This window comes from Rhodopseudomonas sp. P2A-2r, from assembly GCF_026015985.1.
In the GTDB taxonomy this organism is placed as follows: Bacteria; Pseudomonadota; Alphaproteobacteria; order Rhizobiales; family Xanthobacteraceae; genus Tardiphaga.
In genome coordinates this window covers 2,547,589-2,573,117 of sequence record NZ_CP110389.1, presented here as the reverse complement: position 1 = coordinate 2,573,117, position 25,529 = coordinate 2,547,589, and the positions used below count along the sequence as shown (strand labels likewise).

General features: G+C 64.3%; 20 protein-coding genes and 3 pseudogenes. 11 read left to right on the top strand and 12 right to left on the bottom strand.

Annotated elements, in window-relative coordinates; translation table 11 throughout:
• Window positions 1-57 precede the first annotated feature (57 nt).
• Window positions 58-1,347 (top strand): hypothetical protein, encoded by a 1,290-nt coding sequence (locus tag ONR75_RS12050; RefSeq protein ID WP_265082793.1) that lies wholly within the window; start codon window positions 58-60, stop codon window positions 1,345-1,347.
• Between the two features lie 117 nt (window positions 1,348-1,464).
• Here the strand turns inward: ONR75_RS12050 and ONR75_RS12045 are convergent.
• From ONR75_RS12045 to ONR75_RS12030, 4 genes and pseudogenes are all read right to left on the bottom strand, one after another.
• Window positions 1,465-2,450, bottom strand: a pseudogene (locus ONR75_RS12045) (threonine/serine dehydratase).
• A gap of 51 nt (window positions 2,451-2,501) precedes the next feature.
• Window positions 2,502-3,554 (bottom strand): glycosyltransferase family 4 protein, encoded by a 1,053-nt coding sequence (locus tag ONR75_RS12040; protein ID WP_265082792.1) that lies wholly within the window; start codon window positions 3,552-3,554, stop codon window positions 2,502-2,504.
• Window positions 3,554-4,348, bottom strand: coding sequence for a UDP-2,3-diacylglucosamine diphosphatase (locus ONR75_RS12035; RefSeq protein WP_413776462.1), 795 nt, complete (start codon window positions 4,346-4,348; stop codon window positions 3,554-3,556). The genes ONR75_RS12040 and ONR75_RS12035 overlap by 1 nt, the downstream gene beginning before the upstream one ends.
• Window positions 4,349-4,403: 55 nt before the next feature.
• Window positions 4,404-5,063 carry a class I SAM-dependent methyltransferase gene (locus tag ONR75_RS12030; protein WP_265082790.1) on the bottom strand — a complete coding sequence of 220 codons (660 nt, stop codon included), beginning with the start codon at window positions 5,061-5,063 and terminating at the stop codon, window positions 4,404-4,406.
• A 323-nt stretch (window positions 5,064-5,386) separates the two neighbouring features.
• Here ONR75_RS12030 and ONR75_RS12025 point away from each other — a divergent pair, with 323 nt between their 5' ends.
• From ONR75_RS12025 to ONR75_RS12000, 6 genes are all read left to right on the top strand, one after another.
• Window positions 5,387-5,809 (top strand): GFA family protein, encoded by a 423-nt coding sequence (locus ONR75_RS12025; protein ID WP_265082789.1) that lies wholly within the window; start codon window positions 5,387-5,389, stop codon window positions 5,807-5,809.
• Window positions 5,810-5,881: 72 nt separating this feature from the next.
• Window positions 5,882-6,682 carry a methanethiol S-methyltransferase gene (mddA, locus tag ONR75_RS12020; RefSeq protein ID WP_265082788.1) on the top strand — a complete coding sequence of 267 codons (801 nt, stop codon included), beginning with the start codon at window positions 5,882-5,884 and terminating at the stop codon, window positions 6,680-6,682.
• Window positions 6,683-6,820: 138 nt separating this feature from the next.
• The gene (locus tag ONR75_RS12015; RefSeq protein WP_265082787.1) at window positions 6,821-7,342 is read left to right on the top strand and encodes a GNAT family N-acetyltransferase; all 522 of its coding nucleotides are present in this window, start codon (window positions 6,821-6,823) and stop codon (window positions 7,340-7,342) included.
• Entirely contained in the window at window positions 7,291-7,686 is a 396-nt protein-coding gene (locus tag ONR75_RS12010; protein ID WP_265082786.1) for a hypothetical protein, read from the top strand. The genes ONR75_RS12015 and ONR75_RS12010 overlap by 52 nt, the downstream gene beginning before the upstream one ends.
• 662 nt (window positions 7,687-8,348) lie before the next feature.
• Entirely contained in the window at window positions 8,349-8,912 is a 564-nt protein-coding gene (locus tag ONR75_RS12005; protein WP_265082785.1) for a helix-turn-helix transcriptional regulator, read from the top strand.
• Between the two features lie 311 nt (window positions 8,913-9,223).
• The gene (locus ONR75_RS12000; protein ID WP_265082784.1) at window positions 9,224-10,342 is read left to right on the top strand and encodes a helix-turn-helix transcriptional regulator; all 1,119 of its coding nucleotides are present in this window, start codon (window positions 9,224-9,226) and stop codon (window positions 10,340-10,342) included.
• A gap of 404 nt (window positions 10,343-10,746) precedes the next feature.
• Here ONR75_RS12000 and ONR75_RS11995 read toward each other — a convergent pair whose 3' ends face one another.
• The 3 genes from ONR75_RS11995 to thiD all read right to left on the bottom strand — a co-directional run bounded on the left by ONR75_RS11995 (window position 10,747) and on the right by thiD (window position 13,825).
• On the bottom strand, window positions 10,747-11,478 hold the full coding sequence (locus ONR75_RS11995) for a sulfite exporter TauE/SafE family protein (protein ID WP_265082783.1): 732 nt from the start codon (window positions 11,476-11,478) through the stop codon (window positions 10,747-10,749).
• Window positions 11,479-11,775: 297 nt separating this feature from the next.
• Window positions 11,776-12,882 (bottom strand): helix-turn-helix transcriptional regulator, encoded by a 1,107-nt coding sequence (locus ONR75_RS11990; RefSeq protein ID WP_265082782.1) that lies wholly within the window; start codon window positions 12,880-12,882, stop codon window positions 11,776-11,778.
• A 142-nt stretch (window positions 12,883-13,024) separates the two neighbouring features.
• Window positions 13,025-13,825 carry a bifunctional hydroxymethylpyrimidine kinase/phosphomethylpyrimidine kinase gene (gene thiD / locus ONR75_RS11985; protein WP_265082781.1) on the bottom strand — a complete coding sequence of 267 codons (801 nt, stop codon included), beginning with the start codon at window positions 13,823-13,825 and terminating at the stop codon, window positions 13,025-13,027.
• A gap of 155 nt (window positions 13,826-13,980) precedes the next feature.
• Between thiD and ONR75_RS11980 the strand changes: the two genes are divergently transcribed.
• A complete protein-coding gene (locus tag ONR75_RS11980) occupies window positions 13,981-14,217 on the top strand; it encodes an Lrp/AsnC ligand binding domain-containing protein (RefSeq protein ID WP_265082780.1) in 237 nt (78 codons plus the stop codon).
• Window positions 14,218-14,397: 180 nt separating this feature from the next.
• On the opposite strand, the gene ONR75_RS11975 is transcribed toward ONR75_RS11980, so the two are convergent.
• Both ONR75_RS11975 and ONR75_RS11970 read right to left on the bottom strand, forming a co-directional pair.
• Entirely contained in the window at window positions 14,398-15,378 is a 981-nt protein-coding gene (locus ONR75_RS11975) for a DMT family transporter (RefSeq protein WP_265082779.1), read from the bottom strand.
• A 261-nt stretch (window positions 15,379-15,639) separates the two neighbouring features.
• Window positions 15,640-16,574 (bottom strand): annotated as a pseudogene (locus ONR75_RS11970) (c-type cytochrome).
• A 150-nt stretch (window positions 16,575-16,724) separates the two neighbouring features.
• Between ONR75_RS11970 and ONR75_RS11965 the strand changes: the two are divergent.
• Together ONR75_RS11965 and ONR75_RS11960 are read left to right on the top strand one after the other, a co-directional pair.
• Entirely contained in the window at window positions 16,725-17,144 is a 420-nt protein-coding gene (locus ONR75_RS11965) for a CHRD domain-containing protein (RefSeq protein ID WP_265082778.1), read from the top strand.
• A 200-nt stretch (window positions 17,145-17,344) separates the two neighbouring features.
• Window positions 17,345-18,885, top strand: a pseudogene (locus tag ONR75_RS11960) (fatty acid--CoA ligase).
• A gap of 209 nt (window positions 18,886-19,094) precedes the next feature.
• On the opposite strand, the gene ONR75_RS11955 reads toward ONR75_RS11960, so the two are convergent.
• Window positions 19,095-19,580, bottom strand: a complete 486-nt coding sequence (locus ONR75_RS11955) for a phasin family protein (RefSeq protein ID WP_265082777.1) — start codon at window positions 19,578-19,580, stop codon at window positions 19,095-19,097.
• Between the two features lie 673 nt (window positions 19,581-20,253).
• Here ONR75_RS11955 and ONR75_RS11950 point away from each other — a divergent pair.
• On the top strand, window positions 20,254-21,213 hold the full coding sequence (locus tag ONR75_RS11950; RefSeq protein ID WP_413776512.1) for an alpha/beta fold hydrolase: 960 nt from the start codon (window positions 20,254-20,256) through the stop codon (window positions 21,211-21,213).
• Here ONR75_RS11950 and ONR75_RS11945 read toward each other — a convergent pair.
• Together ONR75_RS11945 and ONR75_RS11940 are read right to left on the bottom strand one after the other, a co-directional pair.
• Window positions 21,183-24,419 (bottom strand): bifunctional cytochrome P450/NADPH--P450 reductase, encoded by a 3,237-nt coding sequence (locus ONR75_RS11945; protein ID WP_265082775.1) that lies wholly within the window; start codon window positions 24,417-24,419, stop codon window positions 21,183-21,185. The two genes, ONR75_RS11950 and ONR75_RS11945, sit on opposite strands and share 31 nt — an antisense overlap.
• Before the next feature lie 105 nt (window positions 24,420-24,524).
• Window positions 24,525-25,520: an alpha/beta fold hydrolase gene (locus tag ONR75_RS11940; protein WP_265082774.1), complete on the bottom strand. Its 996-nt coding sequence runs from the start codon at window positions 25,518-25,520 to the stop codon at window positions 24,525-24,527.
• Window positions 25,521-25,529: the final 9 nt, after the last annotated feature.

Here is a 25,529-nt window from a genome sequence, read left to right as displayed (position 1 = left end):
CTGATATCATGGTGATCGTTACATGAAAGCGCAGTGATTTGCGCCGCGAGTTTAGCCATGGCCGACGAAGCATTTGCCCTCTCCCCGATTTCCGCCCGCGCATCGCTGCCGAGCGAAGCGGACTACGATGCGATTCGCGAAGCCTTCATGGAGACGTCGCGCGGTCGCTGGTTTCTTGCCGAATACACCAAGCGCAACCGCAACGCCGATACCGGCATGGTGCTCGAAGCGGTCACCCGCTTGGAAGCCAACCTCGCCGCGCAGAAACAGGCGCCCACCATTGTCGGCCTGATCGCCTCGCTCGGCGCCATCCGCTCGGCGATCCGCGACGCCAAGGTCACCGCGGCCGAGGCGATGCCGCGCTTCGATGACGACGAGACGCTGTCTGCCGCACGCAACGGCGCACGGATCATTCGCGAGATCGCATGGACCTTGCGCGAATGCGGCGCCGACGTCAGGATCTGCGATCTCCTGGATACCCAGGTGCAGGCCATCGATGCCGGCCAGCAGCGTACCGCCACCGCAGACAGTCGTGCCGCCGTGCTGGCGTCGTTCGACGTGCTGGTGCAGCGGATTGAACAACTCGCGACCGGAGATGCCCCGCGCGCTGCCGCGCCTGCCGCCACGGCACCTGCAGCAGTACCGCCCGAGCAGCCCGCCGCGTCCGCGGAAAAACACGCAGCTTCAGTGACGCCGCTGTTTCGCCATGCGGCCGAAGCGCCTGCGGATTTCGCTGCGCCCGAATTGGGTAAAGCGGCGGCACAGCCGGAAGTAGCTGCACTGACCGACGCTACGTCGCCTGCCGAAGCGGTCGCGTCTGAAGCGATGATATCTGAAGCGGTCACGTCTGTAGAATACGACCAACCGGCTGACGTTGCAGAGGCGATGGTCGAATCGCCCGCATCCATGGCGCAAGCCGTCGACGTGAATTCGCCGACGCTGGCGGACATCGCATTCGCTATCGATGAAGATATTGCGACGTCCGAGGTTGCTGAAGTCGCGCAGCACGACGCTCAAGAGATCGCCGATGATCGGGCCGTGCTCGACATTGTCGCCCTGGAAATGGCCGCGCCGGACCTCAGCGAGCCCGAGATGGTCCTATCGGAAACCATCGTTCCCGAGATGGAAGCGCCGCAACGCGCCCAACCGGACATGACCGCAGCGGTCGCGCCGGTAGCCGAAGCTATCGCAGCGCCGCAGCCTGAGCCCGAGGCACCATCGCAGCCGTCGCTCGGCGCGGCCCTGATCGCCGGTGGCGTGATCCCGCATCCGAACACCCCGGCCAACGATCCGCTGACGCCGATACGCCGCATGAGTCAGGCCGAGAAGATCGCGTTCTTCTCGTAACTGCTGTTCGATTCCGGCAGTCGGTGCTTCCCGGTTGAAGCGCGCGCATACCTCGCGCCGCTTGCGGGGCGAGGTAAAGTTAAGCGCTGCGCCAGCTTCAACTCTGTGATTCGGACTCTACGCGATCAATTTCGCATAGAGGTCGGCGTCGACATTGCCGCCGGACATCACGATCACCACGATCTTGCCGCGTGCCTCGAAGCGGCCCGACAACAGCGCCGCCAGACCGACCGCGCCGCCCGGCTCGGCCACCAGCTTCAGCTCGCGAAACGCGAACTTCACCGCTTCGCCCACTTCCGCATCGGAGGCGACGACGCCCTGCGCCAACAGTCGCTCATTGACCGCAAAGGTCAGTTCGCCCGGCATCGCAGCCATCAGCGCGTCGCAGATGGTGCGGCCCTGAGCCGCGTGTGGCTGGCGCTTGCCGGCGCGCAGCGAGATGGCGTGATCGTCGAACCCTTCCGGCTCCGCACACATGATAGAGGCCTGCGGAAAGCGGGCTTTCACCGCGGTGGCGATGCCGGCGATCAGTCCGCCGCCGGAGGCCTGCGCCACCACGACATCCGGCGCCAGCCCGAGCGCGGCCAGATCCTCGGCGATCTCGCGACCGACGGTGCCCTGCCCGGCCATCACGAAGGGATCGTCATAGGGCGGCACCAGCGTTGCGCCGCGCGGACCGGCGATGGCGCGGGCGATCGCTTCGCGATCTTCTTTGTCGCGATCGTACAGCACCACTTCGGCGCCATAGCCCTTGGTCTTCTCGCGCTTCGACACCGGCGCGTCCGACGGCATGACGATGGTCGCCTGCATGCCCAGGATCTGCGCCGCCGCGGCAACGCCCTGCGCATGATTGCCGGACGAGAACGCCACCACGCCGCCGCTGCGCGCGCTTTGCGGAATCGACGACAGCTTGTTGAAGGCGCCACGGAACTTGAACGATCCGGTCCGCTGCAGCATTTCGGGTTTCACGAACACCCGCGCCCCGGTCAGCGCATCGAGCGCCGGCGAGGACAGCAAGGGGTGCGGACCGCATAGGGTGCGATGACCAGGGCGGCGGCGTCGATGTCCGCGGCGCTGATCGGCAGAAGAACAGAATTTTCCATGCGCAGTTTGTAACGCCGCCCGCCCTGGTCAGGCAAGGTCGGCAGCCGCGATCAGGCCGCCACGCGCGGATGCCCCGGCGCCGGATCGGGACCGGCAATGCCGGGCTCACTGCGTACCCTGGCGATATTGCCGATGAAGGCCCGGGCTGAAATATCCCATGACTGGGTTGCGGCAAACCTTAGGCAGTCCTGCGGCGAAAGCTTGAGCGCGCCCAGGCAGGCCTCCTGGAGGTTCTCGCTGAGCACACCGACAGGGGCGTCGCCGATCACGTCGCGCGGGCCGGTCACCGGGAACGCGGCCACCGGCACGCCGCTGGCAAGCGCCTCCAGCAACACCAAGCCGAACGTATCGGTGCGGCTGGGAAACACGAACACGTCGGCGGCGGCATAGGCCACTGCCAGCGCTTCGCCCTGCAGGGAACCGAGGAAGACGGCGTTCGGATAGTCCCGCTGCAGAGCGGCTCGCGCCGGACCGTCGCCCACCACCACCTTGGTGCCGGGCAGGTCGAGCGCCAGGAAGGCCTCGAGATTCTTCTCCACCGCCACGCGGCCGACCGACAGGAAGATCGGCTTCGGCAGGCCGAGATCAGCCTTGCGCGGATGGAACAGTTTGCTGTCGACACCGCGTGGCCACAGCACGACATTGCGGAAGCCGCGACCGCGCAATTCGGCCGCCAGCGCCGGCGTCGCCGCCATCACCGCGGCGCTGGCGCCGTGGAAGCGACGCAGCCCGGCCCAGATCCAGGATTCCGGGATCGGCAGCCGCGCCGAGATGTATTCCGGGAACCGGGTGTGGAAGCTGGTGGTGAACGGCAGGCCGCGACGACGGCAATAGGCCCGCACCGCAAAGCCGATCGGGCCTTCGGTGGCGATGTGGATGTTGTCCGGCCGCGCCGCCTTGATCAGGCGCGCAATCTTGGCGCGGCCCGGCAGTGCCACGCGCAAATCGGGATAGCTCGGCAGCGCGATGGTGCGAAACGATTCCGGCGTGAGGAAGCTGACCTCGACGCCGAGCGTCCGGGCGGCCTCGGCCATCATGGTCAGCGTGCGCACCACGCCGTTCACCTGCGGGTGCCAGGCGTCGGTGGCGACCAGGATTCGCATCAGGCGGCCCGCGCCGCGATGGCGGGCACCGGTGCCGCGCGGCGCAGCGGATCGGTCCAGGTGATGATCTCGAAACTGCCATCCTCGTGCTCGGCCAGCGCCGTGCAGCTCTCGACCCAGTCGCCGCAATTCATGTAGCGGACGCCGTGATCGTCGCGGATCGCCGCGGTGTGGATGTGGCCGCAGATCACGCCATCGGCGCCATGGCGACGCGCCTCGTTGGCCAGCGTCTCCTCGAACGCGCCGATGTAGTTGACGGCGTTCTTGACCTTGAGCTTGGCCCATTGCGACAGCGACCAGTAGGGCACGCCGAACCAGCGCCGGAAGGCGTTGACGACGCGATTCATCTGGATGGCGAAATCATAGGCCTTGTCGCCGAGATGGGCGAGCCAGCGCGCGTTCTGAACCACGAGGTCGAAGATGTCGCCGTGGATCACCAGATAGCGCTTGCCGTCGACGCCCTCATGAATGGTGTTCTCCACCACCTCGATGCCGCCGAAATGCGTGCCGTAGTAACTGCGCAGGAATTCGTCGTGATTGCCCGGCACATAGATGATCTTGGCGCCCTTGCGCGCCTTGCGCAGCATCTTCTGCACGAAGTCGTTGTGGGACTGCGGCCAGTGCCAGCCGGACTTCAGCGCCCAGCCATCGACGATGTCGCCGACCAGATAGATGGTATCGGCATCGTGGGTGCGGAGAAAATCGAGCAGCCGGTCTGCCTGCGAACCCCGCGCGCCCAGATGGACGTCGGAGATAAACAAAGTGCGAAAGCGCCGCTCGTTGCCTTCACTCATCACGTCTCTTTCCATGCCGAGCAGCTACCAGAGTCCCATGACGGCGCGATGACGCCTACGCCGCGAGCGGAGCTGCAGTCCGCTCGAAACATACCAACGTATAGATCCCGAACGGCGCCACCTTGCGACGCTCGATCAATGTCGCGTCCGAATTGGCGTGGGCCCAGGCCTGCAGCCGCGCGAACGGGAACTCAGGCCGCAGGCCGAGCGCGCGGGTCTTCACCGCAGCCCAGCGCTCAACCGCTGCGGCAAGGCCGGTTTCCGAATAGAGATGATTGACCAGAATGATGCGGCCACCGGGTTTGACCACGCGGTGGCACTCCGACAGCACCTGCTCGGGATTGGCGACCAGAGTGATGACGAACTGCGCCACCACGCAGTCGAAGGTCGCGTCAGCAAACGTCATCGCGTGCGCATCCATCTGCTGCACGTCTTTGACATAGGGATACCGGCCGCTGGCCATCTTGGCCCGCGCCTTCTCCAGCATCGGCGCACTGAGATCGATGCCGGTGATTTCGGTGCAGGCGTCGTAGTCGTCGAACGACAACCCGGTTCCGACGCCGACTTCGAGGATCTTTCCGCCGACCGCGCGTGCTGCGGCAGCCGCGGCGCGGCGCCCCTTCAGCATCACCGGCCCGCACACCGCATCGTAGATCGGCGCCCAACGGGCATAGGCGGTTTCAACCACGGACTTGTCGAGATCCAGCGTCGCCATTCGTTGATCCGTTCAGCGTGTCCGCAGAGAATCGGACACCTCTATTGCTATTCGCTGATACCAATCGAGTACGACAGAGCGACGACAGAGTGTCGCAGGGCATGGACGGCCACCGGGGCGAGCGGACCTGGATGGCGAACGCTCGCCCTGCCCCCGGCGTTCGTCCGATTTCACCACGGCTGCGCGCAACTCACCACAAGCTTGCTGAAGAACCAGGCATCCTCCGATCGGAGGGCGCGGTGCTGAGGATCGCCTGATATCGCTCTCCCACCGTTCACCTGCCGGCACGAACCAGGCATTCGCCGGCAATCCAGGAGGATCTCATGGCCCATATCGGAAGCTGCTTTTGCGGCGCGGTCAAACTTGAAGTGACAGGGGAGCCGGAAGCGATGGGTTACTGTCACTGCGCATCCTGCCGATCGTGGTCCGGCGGTCCGGTCAACGCCTTCAGCCTGTGGAAGCCCCGTGCGGTCCGCATCACCGCCGGAGCAGAACGGATCGCAACGTTCAGGAAAACCGAAAGCAGCCATCGTCAGTACTGCGTGGAATGCGGCGGCCATCTGATGACCAACCATCCGCATTTCGGCCTCGTGGACGTCTTCGCCGCAACCATTCCGGGCCTTTCATTCGTGCCGGCCGTGCACGTCAACTACGCAGAGACCGTTCTGCCGATGAAGGACGGGCTGCCGAAACTCAAGGACTTTCCTGCCGAACTCGGCGGCTCCGGCGAGACGATGGCCGAATAGCGGCCCCTAGATCGCTATCCGACGCCGCGGCGCCGGCCTCGCTTCATCTGGCCCGACACATCAGGAGACGACATGTCCAATGCAATTGAAAACGGCGTGAAACGACCTCTGCCATCGGCGAACGAGAGCCCGGCCAAGCGATGGGCCGCCCTCAGCTTTGGCGCCGTGGCCTATTTCATCTTTCTCGCGACATTTCTTTATGCAATTGGCTTCGTATCGCAATATGCGGTCCCGAAGTCCATCAACACCGGGCCGACATCGCCAGTTGCACAAGCGTGTCTCGTCGACCTCGCGCTGATGTCGCTATTTGCCATTCAGCACAGCGGAATGGCGCGGCAAGGCTTCAAGAGACTGCTGGCGCGCATGGTGTCCACGGCCGTCGAGCGCAGCATCTATGTCCTGCTGAGCAGCCTGTCATTGGCATTGCTGTTCTGGCAGTGGCAGCCCATCGTCGACGTTGTCTGGACCATCGAGACTCCGGCGCTGGCGAACCTCGTGACGGCCGTCGGCCTGCTCGGCTGGCTGATTGTCGTCCTGAGCACCTATCTGATCAGCCACTTCGAATTGTTCGGGCTCAAGCAGGTGGCCGCCTATTTCGCCGGACGTCCGGCTCCGGCGGCCGAGTTCAAGGCGCCCGGGCTTTATCGCCTGATCCGTCACCCGATCTATCTGGGCTTCATCATCGCGTTCTGGTCGGCCCCCACCATGACGGTCGGCCAGATGCTGTTCGCGGCGGTGACGACGATTTACATCCTTGTCGGCATCCAGCTCGAGGAACGGGACTTGATGACGCTGCTCGGCGATGAATACCGCCGTTACCGCAACAAGGTGCCCATGCTCCTGCCCACGCGCGGGCTCCCGCGGGACAATTGACAGTGAGCAAAGGGCTCCCGTCATCCGGTCCGCGCAGCGCAAAGCGGCACGGCAAGCCCGATGCCACGAGCCGGCTTCTGAAATCGCGATGAGGCGGAGTATTCGATGCCGACACTGACACAGATCGATCGACTTCCATTGTGGACGACCAAGGCGGCGAGCGGAGACATCATTCATATCCGGCGCGTGGGCAAAAGCGACGCCAACCAAATTCAGCAATATTTCCGCACGTTGTCAGGCTCGTCCCGATATCGCCGCTTCATGGGATCCGTCAACGAGCTGTCGCCCGACGAAACCGCGCGGTTCATCGGCAATGGCCCGGTCCCGACCTTTGCCGTGGCCGCTGAAATTCGATCGGACAACGAACGACTGATCGTCGGCGAAGCGTATTGCGCACTGGACCTCGAAAGGAAATCTGGAGATCTCGGCGTCTCGGTCGGGGACCGCTGGCAGCGCCGTGGCATCGGTTCGGCGCTTGTCCATGTCGTGGAATGCTGCGCGATCCGATTGGGATTGCGGCAACTGCTCGGCGAGGCCCTGCAGTCCAACGATGAGATCAAGGGCCTTGCCCGGCGCGCAGGCTTTGCCATCACGCGAAGGCCGGGAGAATGGCAGGTCATCCGTTTCGAGAAACGGCTGCCGTCGTCGGATCGGCGATAGGGCTGACGCCATCGAGCGACATCGCGCCTGCGGTGGACGCATTACCTTGCTGCGCATGCCTCCGGCGCGGAGCACGCCTTGGTAGAGTTGCGGTGAGTTTGGTCATGCCTCGTTTCTTCTTCGATCTGTTTCTCGGCAAGTACGTTGTGCTTGATCCGGGCGGCATGATGCTGTCCGACCGGCTCCGTGCGATGTCCGCGGCCGGCGAACTGGCCGACCATCTTTTTCTGTCGCGGACCGATCTGCACGGCAGCGGGAGCTGGATTCGCGTCCGCGACCATCGCGGCAAGACGATCGGTGGCCTCGACGTCGACCGGGAGCCTGTCGCCGAATCCGCAGAATGAAACGACGCTCGCTGAAGCGAACGCACCCTGGCTCACGGTGCAAGCGGTGTGATGCAGGCGAATACGCCCGCGGCGGAACATCCTTCGATCGCAGGACGCTGCGCTGAACACTTGCAGCTACACCGCAGCCTGCCGCACCCGCCGCGCAGAGCTGGGCCCTCTGCGGCATATGGAGTTCGCGCGCATGTCCTCGGCTCGTCGACAGCTTCCCCTGCTCTCCTGGCCCATCAGGGGCGGAGCGGCCTTTCGCGAAGAAGTCGACCGGCTGACAACCATCAGCTTTTCAACCGAAGACCTTCCGGAAGCGGATCGCGCTCGAATGTGGCGCGACCACTACGGACAAATCGGGTTGAAGGTCGACATCGAACCCGCGCCGGACAGTGCGTTCCAGGCCTGTGTCCTGTCGCGCATTCTGCCGGGGTTGCATCTGTTGTCGGGCACGCTCTCTCCGGCTCGCATCGAACGCACGCGGGACGCTGTCGCAGACGGCAATGACGACCTCGCGCTGATCATCAACCGTTCCGGCGACGTGACCGTATCATCCCGCCACCGCGACCTGCAGCTATCCCAAGGCGACGCGGTGCTAGTCAGCGGGAGCGATGCGACTGTATTCAATCGATGGACTCAGGGCGAGATCGCTATCGCTTCGCGTGCCGCGTACGGTGTTCAAAGCGCTCATTGGCGATGTCGACGACGCCGTCATGCACCAGATCCCGCGGCGGTCGGAGCCACTGAAGCTCCTGACAGGTTACGCGCACGCGCTGGTCGCGGAAAACGGGCTGGCAACGCCGGACCTTCGTCACGTGGCCATCAGCCATGTGCAAGACCTTCTGGCACTTGTCGTCGGCGGCGGGCGGGCCGCCGCGCACCTTGGCGGCAGCGAGGGATTGCGCGCAGCCCGGCTCAGATCAGCCAAGGAATTTGTCGCCCGGAACAGCGCGCGACACGACATTGGAGTCGGCATGGTGGCCGCTCGTCTCGAGGTTACGACTCGATACGTTCAAAGATTGTTTGAAGCCGATGGATCGACGTTCTCAGCTTTCCTGCTCGACCAACGGCTGACAAATGCCTGCCGCATGTTGTGCGACCTGCAGTTCGCCGACCTCCCCGTCAGCGCGATCGCCTACGAGGTCGGGTTTAGCGATCTGTCGTACTTCAATCGCTGCTTCCGGCGTCGCTATAACGCGACACCAACCGATGTCAGGGAGGCCCGCGCGCCGTCATGACACACGACCGGATCTCGACGCTCCGTCGTCAATGCGCGTCAGTCCATATCCGATAGCTGCAGTGAACACGGCGTTGTTCCGCGATGCCCAGGGTCGCGCGCTGAGCGCCAAGATTTGTCGTTGGCGTCCCGCTAGACGTGCACCCCAACAGGACCGCCGGCGGGCACGCCGCACGATGTCGCTATACGCGGCGGCTTCGTCATTCGGGTCCGAACGACGGATAGAACGGGAGCTTAGGAATGAGGTCAGTTTCCAATCGGCTACGGCCCGACACGAAATCTGTCGCCGCGGAACGTGCCTATGACCAACAGTTGCTGACCAGCCTGATCGGGGACATCTACGATGCTGCGCTTGACGACGCATTGTGGCCCACGGCACTGGAACGATCGGCAATCTTCGTGGGCGGTGTCGGCGCCTCGCTGTTCGCCAGGGATACGGCGGCCATCGCAGGAAATGTATATCACAACTTCGGAATCGACCCGTACTATCAGAAACTCTACTTCGACAAGTTTTCGGGGCTTGATCCGCTGACCATGCCGCATCTGTCTGCCGAATATGAGCAGCCCGTCGCAACCAGCGACCTGATGTCCTACGAGGAATTTGCGGAAACGCGTTTCTATCGCGAATGGATCCGGCCGCAATCGCTCGTCGACTTCGTCGGTGTCGTTCTGGAAAAATCCGCTTCGACGATCACTGTCTTCGGCGTATTCCGGCACGAACGTGACGGCCTAGTGGACGAGGCGGTGCGGAGGCGGATGACCCTCCTCGCCCCTCACATACGCCGCGCGATCCTGATACGCCGAATCGTCGATGCCAAGGACGCAAAGGCGGCGACCTTCGCCGATACCTTCGATGGGCTGACGTCCGGCCTGTACATCGTGGATGAGACCGGACGGATCCTGCACGCCAATCGCGCTGGAAAATTCATGCTGACTGCGAGATCGCCCATGAGAATGGCTGGTGGAAAGCTTGTTGCCTCCGAGCCGCAGTCGGCCCAGGCGCTGCGCAATGTCATCGCCGCAGCCAATATTGGCGGAGCGTCACTTAGCGACGATCTGGCGCTGCCGCTGACCGGCGAATGCGGAGAACGCTATGTCGCGCATATCCTGCCGCTGGCGTCGCGCGGAAGGCACGACGTCAGCCGTCCCGCGATCGCAGCCGTGTTCGTTCGTAGGGTTACCCTGCCTCTGCCATCCCCGCCGGGCGTGATCGGTCGTGCTTTCAGGCTGACGGCGGCAGAGCTGCGCGTGCTCTATGCGATCGTCGAGATTGGCGGCGTTCCAGAGGTTGCCGCGGCCCTTGGCGTCGCCGAAACAACGATCAAGACGCATCTCGGTCATCTGTTCGAGAAAACCGGCGCCACTCGCCAGGCGGATCTGGTCAAGCTCGTTGCGGGATACGCGAGTCCGATCAGCGTCCAGCCCACATAGTTCACTCCAAACAGACGTCCCCCGATCGGAGGACGCGCATGCCGCGCCACGCTGCAGAATGGCAACGCGTCGAACGCCGCCGATCGGCGTGCTGTCGGCGTCGCAATGGGTCCAGGCCGACAGCGATCACAGATCACCTCCGCGCCGGACGATCCGCAAACCGACCAAGAGCACGTGACATCATGATGAGAAATTTAACCTTTGCCGCCGTCGTTCTTTGCTTTGCCATCGTCCACGCGATCGCCTTGCATCGGCTCGACAGGATCAGACATCAGGACACATCGACTACGGCTGTCGCGATGCCCACCGGGGATTGAGGTGCGGCGGCCCAGGCCACGCAGGCCGGCATTGATGCACCGAGCCGGATTCGATGGCCGCTATCATCGTGAACCGGGCAGGTTCGATCAGACAATGAGGCCAAGCCCGGACAGGAACAAAATGACGAGGATGATGCGCCTGAAAAGCGCTTCGTTGACTGCCCTGAACATGAAGATGCCGAGCGCCGTTCCGGCCAGGAGTGCCGGCAGGCTGATGGCGAGATTGATCAGGACGGTGGACGACAGGGTCCGCTGTGACAGCATCAGCGTCAGCGCGAACAGCTGCATCGCCGCGATGAACGGCTGAACGACGCCGCGCTGCTGTGCCTTTGGCAGTCCGTGGAGATCGCACCATATGGTCGGGAGAGCGCCGGGCATCGCGGTCAGGCCGCCCATCAGCCCACCGCCAAATCCGATCAGCGCATTCCGGCCGCTGCTGGCCATGGCGTGGCTTGACACCAAGGAGGGGCGAAACAGCATATAGGCCGAATACAGAACGACCGTTATTCCAAACCCCGTCCGAAACAACATCGTGTCGACGTTGTGCAGCAAGTAGACCGATAGCGGGATGCCGAGCAATCCGCCGCCGATGAGGACGGCGCTTTCCCTCCATTGAATATTTTTGCGCAAGGCCCAGAGGTTGCCGCCCTGCACCGCGATGCTCGAGGCCATCATCAGCGGGACGGCCTCGGAAGGCGGCAGCACGTGAAGCAGGATCGCGCCGGCGACAGCCGAGAACGCAAAGCCGGCCAGCCCGGAGACCAGCGCCCCGGCAAACGCGGCGGCGCTCAGGAGCAGAAGTGAGTCGAGATGAGACAACGCGCGATCCTCTCCGATGGAGTTGCTGTTTCACGCTGCCCATCGATCTCCGGTGCAGGCAGACGGCCGTGCAGTCGGCCTGTCTCAAGGGCAGCGTGACGCGACCCTAGGCGTCGGCGAATAGCGCCGCGTCCTGCGATCGATGGATGTCGGAGGAATTTTCGTCGTGCGGGTTGGCGCGATGGGCGCAACACACACCGCGCTGTCTTCGCGGTGACGCATCGAAGTGACGAAGGCCGAGATCAGCAGACCGTCAGCCGGTCCGTGCATGCGCACGGCGGCGCGGGGGATGCATCGTCAGGACGCGAGCGGACTCGCATATCCCGCCGTCAGCCTGATGAGATCGGTCTGACGGCTGACGCCTGTCTTGGCAAAGATGCGATTCAGATGGGTTTTGACCGTCGTTTCGGCGATGCCCAGCATTTTCGCGGTATCCGGCACGCCACCGGATTGAACGATGGCAAGCAGCACGCGCGATTCCGCCGGCGTCATTTGAAAGCTGCGCGCCACCAGTCCCGCGCACGACTCGCTGTCGAGTTCGGCCCGTCGCACGAACAATGCGGCGACGGCCTTGCCGGGGAGACCCGAGCGCATCCGCACGACGGATTGGACCGGAAGAATGTGCAGCACATAATGTTCACCGCCATCCGCGCTCAGCGGCACGACGGGCTCGTCGACCTGGACCGGCATATCGTCGGAGATACGTTTGCGCAGCGCCTGATTCTGCCGGGGATCGCGAAGGGCAAGACGTCCACCGACCGAGCTCAGCAAATCGCCGGAACGCAAGAGATCGTGACCGGCGCTGTTGGCGTGAACGAGGCCACAATGTGCGTCGACGAGGAAGACGCCGGCAGTGAGGCCATTCAACGCGCCGGCGAACGTGCCCGCTTCCGATTGCCTGGCATCGATCGTTCTGTTGATGCGCAGCGCACGATGGAGATGCGGAACAATCTCGGCGATACGCCGACGCATATCTCGATCGACCATGTGCCGGCCAGACAAGACGGTCAGCAGGACGGGGAAATCGGAGTTGGAGTTCTCCAGCACGACATTTGCGGCATCGACGCAGCCCTGCGGAGACAGCCATTCCTGGTAGAATCTCCCCGCGCGGTATTCACCATAGTCGACAAGGTCAGGAATGCTGACGACCTGTCCGAACCGTGGCAGGGTCCCGAGCGGATCGAACTTGCAGTAGGTTTCAGCGTACAGCCGGATGTAGTGCGGGTCAGCACCGCAGAAGTAATGCGTCGTTCCGCACTTGTTGATCGGATTCTTGGAGAATAGCCCGCAGGCCTTCCCGCCGACATATCTGTTGATGCCGACGACGACGTCATCCCAACGCGCCGGATCGAGACCGGCATCGAAGATATCGTCAACCAGAGCCGAAATCTGCTGCTGAGACATAGACGTGCTCAATCAGGTCGCCGATCGTGGATCGCGACAGTTCGCAAGATGGAAAGCCAGTGGATTGGTACGCGAAAGGGGGCGGGAGGTTCAAATGGCCGCCACGGTTCCCTCGGGCTCGGAGCGACTGGAACGGATGGCTTCAATAATACGCGTGAAAATGATGCACCGGGCCGTGGCCGTGGCCGACGTCGAGCCGGTCCGCGGCGGCGATGGCGGCGCTGATGTAGCTCTTCGCAGAACGCACCGCGGTTTCCAGATCGTCGCCCTTGGCCAGGCGCGCAGCGATGGCTGACGACAGCGTGCATCCGGTGCCGTGGGTGTTTTTTGTAGCGACGCGCGGCGCGGGCAACGCGACGACGCGGTCGGCGCCGATCAGATAGTCGGTGCTCTCGGCGCCGTGCCCGTGACCGCCCTTGATCAGCACATGGGCGCAGCCCAGCGCCAGCAGGCGCCGGCCCTGATCGGCGATGGCGCTTTCGCTCTCGGCGATGGGCTCGTCGAGCAGCGCCGCGGCTTCCGGCAGGTTCGGCGTGATGATGGTGGCGCGGGGAATGAGGTCCGTGCGCAATGCGGCGATGGCCTCGGCCACCAGCAGCCGGTCGCCGGAGGTCGCGACCATCACGGGATCGAGCACCACATGCGCCGGCGACCAGCGCGCCAGCCCCGCGGCGATGGCCTCGATCACATCGCGCTGCGCCACCATGCCGATCTTGACGGCACGGACGTCGAGGTCGTCGAACACCGCGTCGATCTGCGCAGTGACGAAGACCGCCGGCACCGGATGGATCGCGGTGACGCCTTTTGTGTTCTGCGCCGTCAGCGCGGTGATCACCGAAGCGCCAAAGACGCCCGATGCCGCGAATGTCTTGAGGTCGGCCTGGATTCCGGCGCCGCCTGACGAATCGGAGCCGGCAATGGTGAGGGCGATGGGAATGGACATACGGGCTCTTCGCAAAATCCGCTGACGGCGGCGGTGTGCAGTCCTAGCGCGGCGTGCTATGGCCAGCAAGCGGGCCCGCCCCGCGGCCCAGCTTGCCACGACCCATGGTTTTTGGCTTGATGGCGCCCGAATTTGGCCTTTCTCGGAGAAATGCGATGGTTCCCTTCTTTGTCCAGTTCAAGTGCAAGCTTGGCCAGTCCTACGCGGTCGCCAATGCGCTGGCGGAAGCCGAGATCGCCTCCGAGATCTATTCCACTGCCGGCGATTACGACCTGCTGGTGAAGTTCTACGTCGACAACGCCACCGACATCGGCCACTTCGTCAACGAGAAGGTCCAGGTCATCCCGGGCATCCAGGACACTCACACCATCATCACCTTCAAGGCGTTCTGAACGAACTGGAGTTCAGCGTTCCCCGGATGCTGCGCAACGCGCCGCTTTGCGGCGTGGTGCGCTGCTGATCCGCCCAGCTCGCTGCCTGTTCGAAAGCGGGATCCCGGATCTGCGGAGCAGCAAGCGATGCTTCGCATCGCTCACTGCACCGCGTCCGGGACACGACAGCGCGTAGCCACCTCACCCAACCTTTGCCAGCACCTTCACCACCGGCGCGTCGGGATCGGCCTCGTCGTCGGCCATGGTGGAAATCGGCGACATCGGCGTGTCCCTAAGCCGCTTCAAGCCGAGCTGGCGTTCGCGCAGGATGACGAAGATGCCGGCCCCCGCGACGATGACGGCGCCGCCGACCACCGAAAGCGTCGGCACCTCGCCGAAGATCCAGTAGCCGAGCATGAAGGCCCACAGCATCGCGCTGTAGTCGAACGGCGCCAGGAACGAGGCCGGGGCGTAGCGATAACTGTCGGTGAACAGCATCTGGCCGAGGCCGCCGGCGATGCCGATGCCGACCAGCAATGCCCACTCCGCGCCGTTGGCCGGCAGGCGCCAGCCGAACGGCGCCGTCAGCAGCGACACCGCCATCACCGTCAGGGTCATGAAGATCACGATCGCCGACGAGGTCTCGGTGGCGGTCAGCCGGCGGATCTGGATGGTGGCGCCGCCCGAGGACACCGCATTGGTCAGCGCGAAAGCGAGGCCTGCGATCATCGAGGTGGTCAGCGCCGCATGGTTGCCGAAATATGGCGACAGCATCAGGATCACGCCGCAGAAGCCGATGCCCACCGCCGACCAGCGATAGGCGTGGACGTGTTCCTTGAGGATGACGGCGGCGAACACCACGGTGATCAGCGGTGCGATGAAGGCGATGGCGGTGACGTCGGCGATGGGCAGCCGGGCCAGTGCGCCAAATGTGCAGAACGTGCCCACCACGCTAAAAATCCCGCGCACCATGTGCGCCGACAGCCGGTCGGTGCGCAGCGCGCCGCGCAGCTGCCCGCGCGCGCCGAAGAAGACCACGATGGGGATCAGTGCGAACAGCCCGCGGCAGAACACGATCTCGCCGACCGGAAGCGAGCTGCCGAGATAGCGCGCCTGGGCGCCCATCAGCGCAAACGCCACCGTGCTGGCGATCTTCAGCGACACGGCCTTGATGATGTTCATGGGTGACGGGAATCGCGCGAGGAGAATGATCTTCTACAAATCACATGCGGATGGTCGGGAAAACCACCGCTGCGGCATGGCTTGGCCGAAGTCCATGCAGCGGCCCGCCCTCCGCTGTCACCGCGTTTTCGGATGCCGCCACCCGCGAAAGCGGGTGGCCCAGTAGACACTGGCGGCAGTGATTGAACCGGGAAGCATGTGTGTACTGGGTCCTCCGCTTGCGCGGAGGACGACAACCGCGTTTGCGGCTGATACCGAGCACTACCCCTGCTTCTTCGGCGGCCGTTTTGGGCCGTCCACCGCCGGCAGCGACTTCAGATAGGTGGCCATTGCCGCGCGGTCATCGGCCGACAGTTGCGAGGTATTGCGGATCACCCGGGTCATGGAGCCGCCGACGGTGTCGCCGTCCGGCGTCTGGCCGGTCTCCAGCAGATAGGCGATATCCTTCTCGCTCCAGTCGCCGAGGCCCTTCTGGGTGATGTTGGGGATCCAGCCCTCGCCTTCGGGGTTGGGGCCGCCGGCAAAGCGCTGTTTCTCCACGATGCCGCCGAGCAGGTTGCGCGGGCTGTGGCATTCCGCGCAATGGCCCAGGGCGTTGACCAGATAGGCACCGCGGTTCCACGGCGACGACCGCGTCGGATTCGGCACGAACGGCTTGCCGTCCATGAACAGCAACTTCCAGCCGCCGAGGCTGCGGCGGATGTTGAACGGGAACGGCACGTTGTGCTCAGGTGCCTTGCCGGTCACCGCCGGCAGCGTCTTCACAAAGGCGAACAGGTCGCGGGCGTCGTTGACCGTCATGTGCTGATAGGACGTGTAAGGAAACGCCGGGAAGTAGTGCGTGCCCGACGGCGACGTGCCCTTGAGCAGCGCGGTGACAAAATCGGCCTCGCTCCAACGGCCGATGCCGTCGGCGGGATCGGGCGAGATGTTCGGCACATAGAAGGTGCCGAACGGCGATGGTATCGGAAGGCCGCCGCCAAGCCGCGTGCGGTCGGGCTGCGCCGGCACCGCATGGCATGAGGAACATCCCCCGCATTGAACATTGTCAGGCCGTTACCCAGGTCCGGCGTATGCGCCGCAAGCGCCTGGGCGGGAATCACCGACGGAACGGTCAGCCACCAGAACACGGCCAGTCCGGCACAGGCCGCGCCGAGCGCAGCCAGGAGAAGTTTCTTCAACACGCATCCACCCATCGTCACGAAGCCAGCAAGCGCAATTACTATGACGCAAAATTCCCGCAAAAGCCGAGATGAAATTCTCAAACGTGTTCCGCCGGACGGGAATAATCCCCGACGACAAGGTTTCCAATCATCATCGACGACATGACCACCGGGAGAGAAGCCATGAAAACAACCAGAAACGTAGTCGCCACCCTCGCCTTCGCCGCAACCATCGTCGCCGGCCCGGCCTTCGCCGACAAGATGAAGGCCACGCTGAACGGCGCCTCGGAAGTGCCGGCCAACACCACCGCCGGCAAGGGCACCGCGGATATCGACTACGATCCCGCCACCAAGAAGCTGAGCTGGAAGCTGAGCTATTCCGGGCTGACCGGCCCGGCCACCGCCGCGCATTTCCACGGCCCCGCCGAGTCCGGCAAGAACGCCGGCGTTGCCGTGCCGATCGCTCCGGCGACCAGCCCCTCCGAAGGCAGCGCCACGCTGACCGACGCACAGGCGGCCGACCTGATGGCCGGCAAGTACTACGTCAACGTGCACACCGCAGCCAATCCGGCGGGCGAGATTCGCGGCCAGGTGACGAAGTAGGACTTCGCGCTTACCAGGTTAAAAAGGGCGAATGCAGCGCGTTCGCCCTTTGCGTTAGCCGGTACAAGCCGCCACTGCGACGTGACGCAGCGCAGCACGCGCAAAACTTGTCATTCTCCACTATCGACATCACACTCCCCGCAACGAAAAAACTGCAGGGGGAAACCATGTCCATTCAGGACGCGACGACGCTCGCCGACATGATCCGCGCACAGGCAAAGGAGCGCGGCAATTCCATTGCGTTCGAATTCGAGGGACGCAGCACCAGCTACAAGAGCCTCGACGCCCATGCCAGCCGCGTCGCCAATGCGCTGACCGCGTCCCACATCAAGCCACACGAGCGCATCGCCTATCTCGGCAAGAACAGCGACATCTATTTCGAATTGTGGCTAGGCGCCATCAAGGCCAATGTGGTGATCGTGCCGGTGAACTGGCGCCTCGCCGCGCCCGAGTTCGCCTTCATCGTCGCGGACTGCAAGGCCGCGATCCTGTTCGTCGGGCCGGAGTTCATCGAACTCACCCAAGGCATCCGGGCGCAACTGCCCGACGTCCGCATCGTCATGACCACGGAAGGCGGCGCGCCGGGTGGCCCGACTACGCCGCCTGGCGCGATGCCCAGAGCGACAGCGACCCGATGGTCGCGCTGGGTGCCAACGATATCGCGATCCAGCTCTACACCTCCGGCACGACCGGCAAGCCGAAGGGCGCCATGCTGTCGCACACCAATTTCCTGTCGTTGGTGCGGATTGCCGATCTCGATAACCCCGACTGGAACAAATGGACGGAAGATGACGTCTCGCTGGTAGCGATGCCGGTGTTTCATATCGGCGGCTCCGGCTGGGGCGTGTTCGGACTGTATTACGGCGCCAAGGGCGTGATCATGCGCGAGTTCGATCCGACCAGGGTGCTGGATGTCTTCGAACGCTTCGGCATCACCAAACTGTTCATGGTGCCCGCCGCCATGCAGTTCATCGTCCGACAGCCGCGCGCCCGCGAGGTCGACTTCTCGCGGCTGCGCTACATCCTCTATGGCGCGTCGCCGATCCCCGCCGCACTGCTGAAGGAATGCATCGCGGTGTTCGGCTGCGGCTTCGTGCAGCTCTACGGCATGACCGAGACCACCGGCACCATCGTGGTGCTGCCACCGGAGGATCACGTCGAGGGCCGCGCCTGCATGCGCTCGGCCGGAAAGGCGCTGCCCGGCGTCGAGCTCGCGATTCTCGATGCCAATGGCGAGCGGCTGCCGCCCGGCGAGGTCGGCGAGATCGCCACCCGCTCCGGCTCCAACATGGTCGGCTACTGGAACCTGCCCGACGCCACCGCGCGCACGCTCGGCGCCGACAACTGGCTGCGTACCGGCGACGCCGGCTACATGGACGAAGACGGCTATCTCTACATTCACGACCGCATCAAGGACATGATCATCTCCGGCGGCGAGAACATCTATCCCGCCGAGGTGGAGAGCGCGATCTGCGATCATCCTGACGTCGCGGAGGTCGCCGTCGTCGGCGTGCCCGACGACACCTGGGGCGAAGCGGTGAAGGCGGTAGTGGTGCTGAAGCCCGGCAAGACGTTGAGCGCCACCGACCTGATGGGCTTCACCCGCGAGCGCATCGCCGGCTTCAAGACCCCGAAGTCGATCGACTTTATCGCCGCCCTACCGCGCAACGCGTCGGGCAAGATCTTGCGGCGGCATCTGCGCGATCCCTATTGGGAGGGACGCGAACGGCAGGTGAATTGACCGCGCAGCGCTGTCGCACCTTCTCGTGTCCCGGACGCGCTGCAGCCCGGCGATGCGAAGCATCGCTAGGCTTCACGCTGCTGCGCAGATCCGGCAACCCACGTTTATTTCACTGGGAAGCACGGGCCCCGGATCTGCGGCCGCGGCACGCAACGAAAAGGCCCGCTTGCGCGGGCCTTTGAATTTCAGTTGGCCGGATCGCCGTATGATCAGGCGGTCTTGGTGGCGTAGGTCGAGACCTTGGAGATGTTCTCCTGGGCGGTCTTGGCGCCTTCGGTCACCAGCTTGCCGAGATATTCGCTCGACGACTTGGCGCGCGCAGCCAGCACTTCGCCGTGCGAACGCACGAGGTCGGTCTGGATCTGCACCGCTTCGTTGAGCGACTTGGCGGAGGCGAGCTTGTCGATGCCGGCGAAGAAGGATTCGATATCCTGATACATCGCGCTCTGGATGTTGCGGCTGACCTTGGCGGCTTCGCTGACCGAATTGGTCACGGCGGTCTCGATCGCAGCGGTCACCTTCTCGGAATTGGCGTAGATGTCACCGACCTTCTCCTTGGCGGTGCCGGCGGCGCGCTTGACGAAGTCACGGGTGGCTTCAGGGACTTCCATGGTCTGGAAATTCTTGAACGCATCGGTCATCGGCGCGAAAGCCTGCTTGACGCTGTCGAAGGCTGAATTGGTTTCGGTGGTCATGTTCGTCTCCATCCTCGTGTTGTGAGCTATGGGCTCGTCCCGTCCGTTCGGACCGGGTGATAGCTTTATGACATGGTGAATGGTGCGTTGCAATATCGATGTTGCATCGCAATATCACGAATCCGTGATGTGCCTAACGGGGCGGCGGTTTCTGCCTACCGTAGCGGCAGGCGTCGACGATCACGGCCGTCCCCGGCTGGCGACGGGATCGGCGGCGCCTGTCCGGCGAGCGCAGCCGCGGCGCCAAAAACGATCGCATCTTCGCGCGTTAAGTCATTCTTAAGTACGACGGTCACTTCCGTCTCCGCGTCGCACGCGAACAAAAGATGCCCGTCGTCCCGGTGCGGTCGACTGCTGGGATAACGCGCACCGACGATAGGCCGCCGCCCAATTTCACGGCGGGCGCTCCCGCAGAGGCGCGGCTTCGCCTGTCTCGCCGGCGCAAACCGGGCGAGCCGCAGCGTCATTCACATATCGGTAACCACGGCGCGTCCGGTTGCGTGCAGTTGACGAAGGAGACGGCGCGCCTGCTGGCGACGGCGAGCGAGCCTGCGGCAATCCGGGCCACTCGCCGCCGCGGTTCTGCCTTCTGCCAGGCGCAAAACCATGTCATAAGACTGCAATACAGCCGAGGTAGAATTTCGTGGCCTTCATCGCATACCAACCGCAGCAGATGGTACGTGCCAATGGCATCGAGCTTTGCTTCGACGTGTTCGGCGCGGATGACGCCGAGCCGATGGTCATGATCATGGGACTCGGCGCCCAGCTAATTCACTGGGACGATGACTTCTGCAAGGCGCTGGCCGCATGCGGATTCCGAGTCATTCGTTTTGACAACCGCGACATCGGCCATTCCACCAAGCTGTCCGGCAGCAAGCGCATTACGATCAAAGAACTGCTCAAGCTGCGGTTTTTCGGCACGCCGCTGGATGCGCCCTATACGTTGCGGGACATGGCGGACGACACGATCGGCCTGCTCGATGCGCTCGACATCGAGGCTGCCCATGTGGTCGGCGCGTCAATGGGCGGCATGATCGCGCAGGAAATCGCCATCAGCCATCCTCGCCGCCTGCGCTCGCTGACCTCCATCATGTCCTCCACCGGCGACCCGAAACTGCCGCAGCCGACCCGCGAGGCGTCGATGCTGCTGCTGGCGCGCCATCCGGCCACCAAGGACGCCTATCTGAAACTCTTTGCCCGGACCTGGAAGATTCTGCGCAATGGCAGCTTTCCGGCCGAGGAGGCGCTTGATCGCGACCGCGCCGAACGCACCTTTGCCCGCGGCCTCAACCCCGCCGGTGTCGGCCGGCAATTGCGCGCGATCCTCGCCTCCGGCGACCGCACCGAGCGACTGCTCAGCGTGCGGGCGCCGACACTGGTGATCCACGGCAGCAACGATCCGGTGGTGAGACCGGAAGCCGGCCGCGCCACCGCCGCAGCCGTCCCCGGTGCCAACCTGCTGATGCTCGAGGGCATGGGACACGCGATCCCGATGCCGATGTGGCCGCAGATCGTCAATGCCATCGTCAGTCATGCCCGCGCCGCATCGCCCCTCAAGGTCGCTGTGCCGACGCGGACGACTGCAACCGAGCGCCGGCAACGTCATCCGCTGGCCCAGACATCCAGCACGTAACGATTGCCGGTGCCGAGATTGTCGATCCAGCGCACCGCAGCGTCTGCATCGGCGCCGGCGCGTTCCCGGTAGATCTTCATCAGCGTGGCCTTGACGTCCGGCTCCATCTTGCCACCGTCACCGCAGACAAAGGTGATCGCGCCCTGCCCGATCAGTTGCCAGACGCGACCCTGCTGCGCCGCGATCAGATGCTGCACATAGGTCTTCGGCCCCTCGCCGCGCGAAAACGCCACGAGCAACTCGCAAATGCCCTCCGCGGCAAACAGCTCAAGTTCTTCCCGATAGAGAAAATCCTGATCGGGATGGCGGCAGCCGAAGAACAGCAGCGCCGGCCCCAGCGTCGCGCCCTTGGCCTTGAGCGCCGCGCGCTCCTGCAGGAAACCGCGGAACGGCGCCAGACCCGTCCCCGGCCCGATCATGATGATCGGCACCGCGGGATCGTCCGGCAGCCGGAACCCGGCCTTGGTCTCGCGCACTGTGCCCAGCACAATGTCGCCGGCGCGACGGCCGGCCAGGTAGTTGGAACAGACGCCCTTGTAGAGGCCGCGGCCGGACTGTGCAGCGCCGGCGACCACCGCGACGGTGATGCAGCAGCGCAACGGATCGATGCGCGGCGACGATGAGATCGAATAGTAGCGCGGCGCCAGCAGCGACAGCATTTCCAGATAGGCGTTGAACGGCAACTCACAGGCCGGATGGTCCTCGAGCAGGTCGTAGACTGACTTGCGCCTGCCCAGCACTTCGCTGCGGTAGCGCTCGCTCGCCGCGGCATCGTCGCCGACATAGGCCAGCAGCTTCGGTTTGGTCATCGGGCAGCGGGTGTGCTCTGCCATAACCTGGATCTGCTTTCGGGTCGCGACCTGCTGCAGTTCGACGAACTCGGTGAGCAGGCGGCCGACCGAAACGGCATCGCCCACCGGCAACTGCGCGCGGCGACCTTTGGCCACCTGAAGCCGGATCTGGTCGGCCGGCAGGAAGCCGAAACGCCGCGCCACCGCATCGACCAGCACCGGATCGTTCGATGGCACCACGCTGAGATGATCGCCGACGCGGTAGCTGGCGCCCGCGGGCAGTTGCACCTCGATGTGCCGCGTCGAGCGCGACGATGCGTTCGGTTCGGTCAGGTTCTGCAACTCGCCGTTGACCGTCACCTTCATGGCCGCGACGCCGCCCAGCGCCACCACCGCATTGACGGCGCCCGGTGCCACCGGTTCGATGGCATACAGCGGCGCATCGTCGGCGCTGCGGTCGAAACTGGCGTCGAGGCCGAATTCCTTCACCGCCAGTGGCCGCAATTTCGCGAACCAGGATTCGAACTGGCCCTCCAGATCGTCGCGGGCGTCGCCCTCGCCGCGGACGTAGGCGTTGCGCGCACCGTGCGCCGTCAACTGCTCGTCGATGAAGCGCGGGATCGACTGGTACGTGGCGTTCCAGTCGCTGTTGCCGCAACCGAACACCGCGTAGCGCACCTTGGCGAAGGCGTCCTTCGGCAGGTCGCCGCCGAGCCACGCCACGAATTCGGTGGCGTTGTCCGGCGGCGCACCGTTGTAGGAGGCGCAGAAGATCAGCACGCCGCCCTGCTCCGGCAGCCGGCCGACGAAATCATCCAGCGGCGCCAGCGCGGTGGCGAAGCCGTTGACCCCGGCGAGATCGGCAACCCGGCTGGCCAGTTCCTCGGCGGTGCCGAGATTGGAGCCGTACAGCACCAGCAGCGGCGTGTTGTGCGCCGGGCGCGCGCGGACCGGCGCGGTCGGCGCCACCGGCGCAGAAGCCACGGTTGCCGCTTGCCCCGCATAAGCGCCGCGTTCGTGCTCGACGCGGGGCCGCACCTTGATCTTGAAACCGTCGGGCTTGATGGTCAGCGTCTCCTTCAGCGCCATCTGGTAGCGCTTGTGATCGATCAGCCGGAACCGCTGCAGGATCATGCCCAGCGCCAGCGCGGCCTCGTGCATGGCAAAGCCGCGGCCGATGCAGGCGCGCTGACCGTTGCCGAACGGCTTCCAGGCATTGACTGGCCGCTTGGCCTCCGCCTCACGGGAAAAATTCTCCGGATCGAAGGCGTCGGGATTTGGCCCCCACACCGACGGGTCGCGGTGCAGCGCCAGCACCAGCACGGTGACGAAGGTGCCCTTCCTCAAATTGTACTTGCCGCCGATGGTCTCGTCCTTGAGCGGGGCGATGCCATAGGCCGGCGCCGGCGGCCACAGCCGCAGCACTTCCTTGAGAATCTGGGTGATGTAAGTGAGCTGCGTGACCTGGCTATAGGTCGGCTTCGCCGCCGTATCCGGCCCGAGCACGCGGTCGACTTCCTCATAGGCCTTCTTCAGGACTTCCGGGTTCTTCAGCAGCGCGTAAATGGCGCAGGACAGCAGACCAGAGGTGGTCTCGTGGCCGGCGATCAAAAACGTGTTGATCTGGTAGCGGATGTTGACGTCGTCGAGCTGCTCGCCGGTGGTGCGATCGACGCCGGTCATCATGGCGCCGAGCATGTCCTTCTTGCCCTCGGCAGCCTCGGCATTCTTGCGACGTTCGGCGATGATCTCGTCGACCATGGAATTCATGAAGGCGACGTCCAGCGCCAGCGTGGCGCGGCGCTTCTTCAGCCACAGTCCCTCCAGCGGCAGGCCGCGGGTCATCATGATGGTCTCGAGCGAGCGCACCAGCGACTCCACGAACGGATGGTAGTCGCGGCGATAGAACGAGTTGAAGCGATAGTCGAAGCCGCACAGGCCGATGGTGTCGAGTGTCAGCGCGGTCATGTCGTGGACCACGTCGATCTCCTCGTCGGCGTTGAGCCGCTCCCATTTCTTGACCAGCTGCTCGGCGATATCCACCATGCTGGGGTGATAGGACTGCATGGCGCGGTTGCCGAACGGCGTCAGCAGGATGTTGTGCGCCTTGCTCCAGTTCGGCTCTTTGGTATCGGCGGTGAATAGCCCGTCGCCACCGACCGCGCGCACCCTGCGGAGCGCGCCGCGCACCGCCTTGTCGAAGCGCTTCTCGTCGCTCAGCTCTTCGACCAGATCGTGACCGGAGACGATGACAATGGGCGCGCCCATCATGTCGAGCCAGAAGATCGGCCCAAGCTCCTTGGTCAGCCGTGCCAGATGCTGCACCGGCGCCGCTGAATCCAGCGACAGCATGTTGCCGACCACCGGCTTCTTCGGCGGATGCGGGATCGGAGCAAGCTTGTTGGTGGAGGGCATCTCACAACACTTCCTGTTTCGTAGGATGGGTAGAGCGCCTTCGCGAAACCCATCATTGCGAGAATTGAATTGATGGGTTTCGCTACGCTCTACCCATCCTACGGGTCACCCGAACCTCTTCCTTCGCCATTCGATCAGCTTGGCGCTCACCTCGTCCGGCTGTTCCTGCTGGGTCCAGTGGCCGCTATCCTTCACCAGGTATTTCTCCAGATCCGGCACGATCTTCTCCATGCCGTCGGCGGCCGACGGCGGCAGCACCGCATCGTTCTCGGCCATGATCATCAGCGCGGGGACGCGCACGGTGTGGTCCAGGCCTTCGCAGCGCTCCCAGTTGCGGGTCATGTTGCGATACCAGTTGATGCCGCCGGTGAAGCCGGTCCGGGTGAAGGTGTCGACGAACACCTTCTTCTCCTCCGGCGACAGGATTTGCGGGCGCGGGTCCTTTGCGGCGTCATACGCCGCGATCATTTGCGGAAACGCCAGATTGGTCTTGGGCGAAGCGCCGATCCCGGCCGATGGGCCTTCCGCCATGGCCATTTCCTTGCGCGGCATCGGCTTGCGCATGAAGGCGTCGAACGTCTGCTCGACGCGGCTGCCGAAGATGCGGTCGGGCTCGCGGGCGGGATCCTGGAACTGAACGATGTACATCTGGTCGCCGAAGCGCTTGCGATAAATCTGCAGCGGATCGACCGGCGCCCGCGGCGTGTGCGGCGTGTTGATGCCGACCACGCCGGCGACGCGGTCGATATGGCGCAGCGGCATCTGCCAGATGACGAAGCCGCCCCAGTCATGGCCGACAAAAATTGCCTTGTCGATCTTCAGGTGATCGAGCAACCCGACCAGATCGCCAGTGAGATGCTCGAGGTCATAATCCTCAACTTTCTCAGGCCGATCGGTGGCGCCATAGCCGCGCTGGTCCGGCGCGATGACGCGGATGCCGGCTTCGGAGAGCGCCTTGATCTGGTGCCGCCACGAGAATGCCAGCTCCGGCCAGCCGTGGCACAGGACCATCGGCGGCGTATCGGTCTTCGGACCCGCCTCGTAGAAGCCCATGCGGATGCCGTTGACCTCGGCGAACTGCAACGGCGGCATCTCGGTCATGGTTGCTCC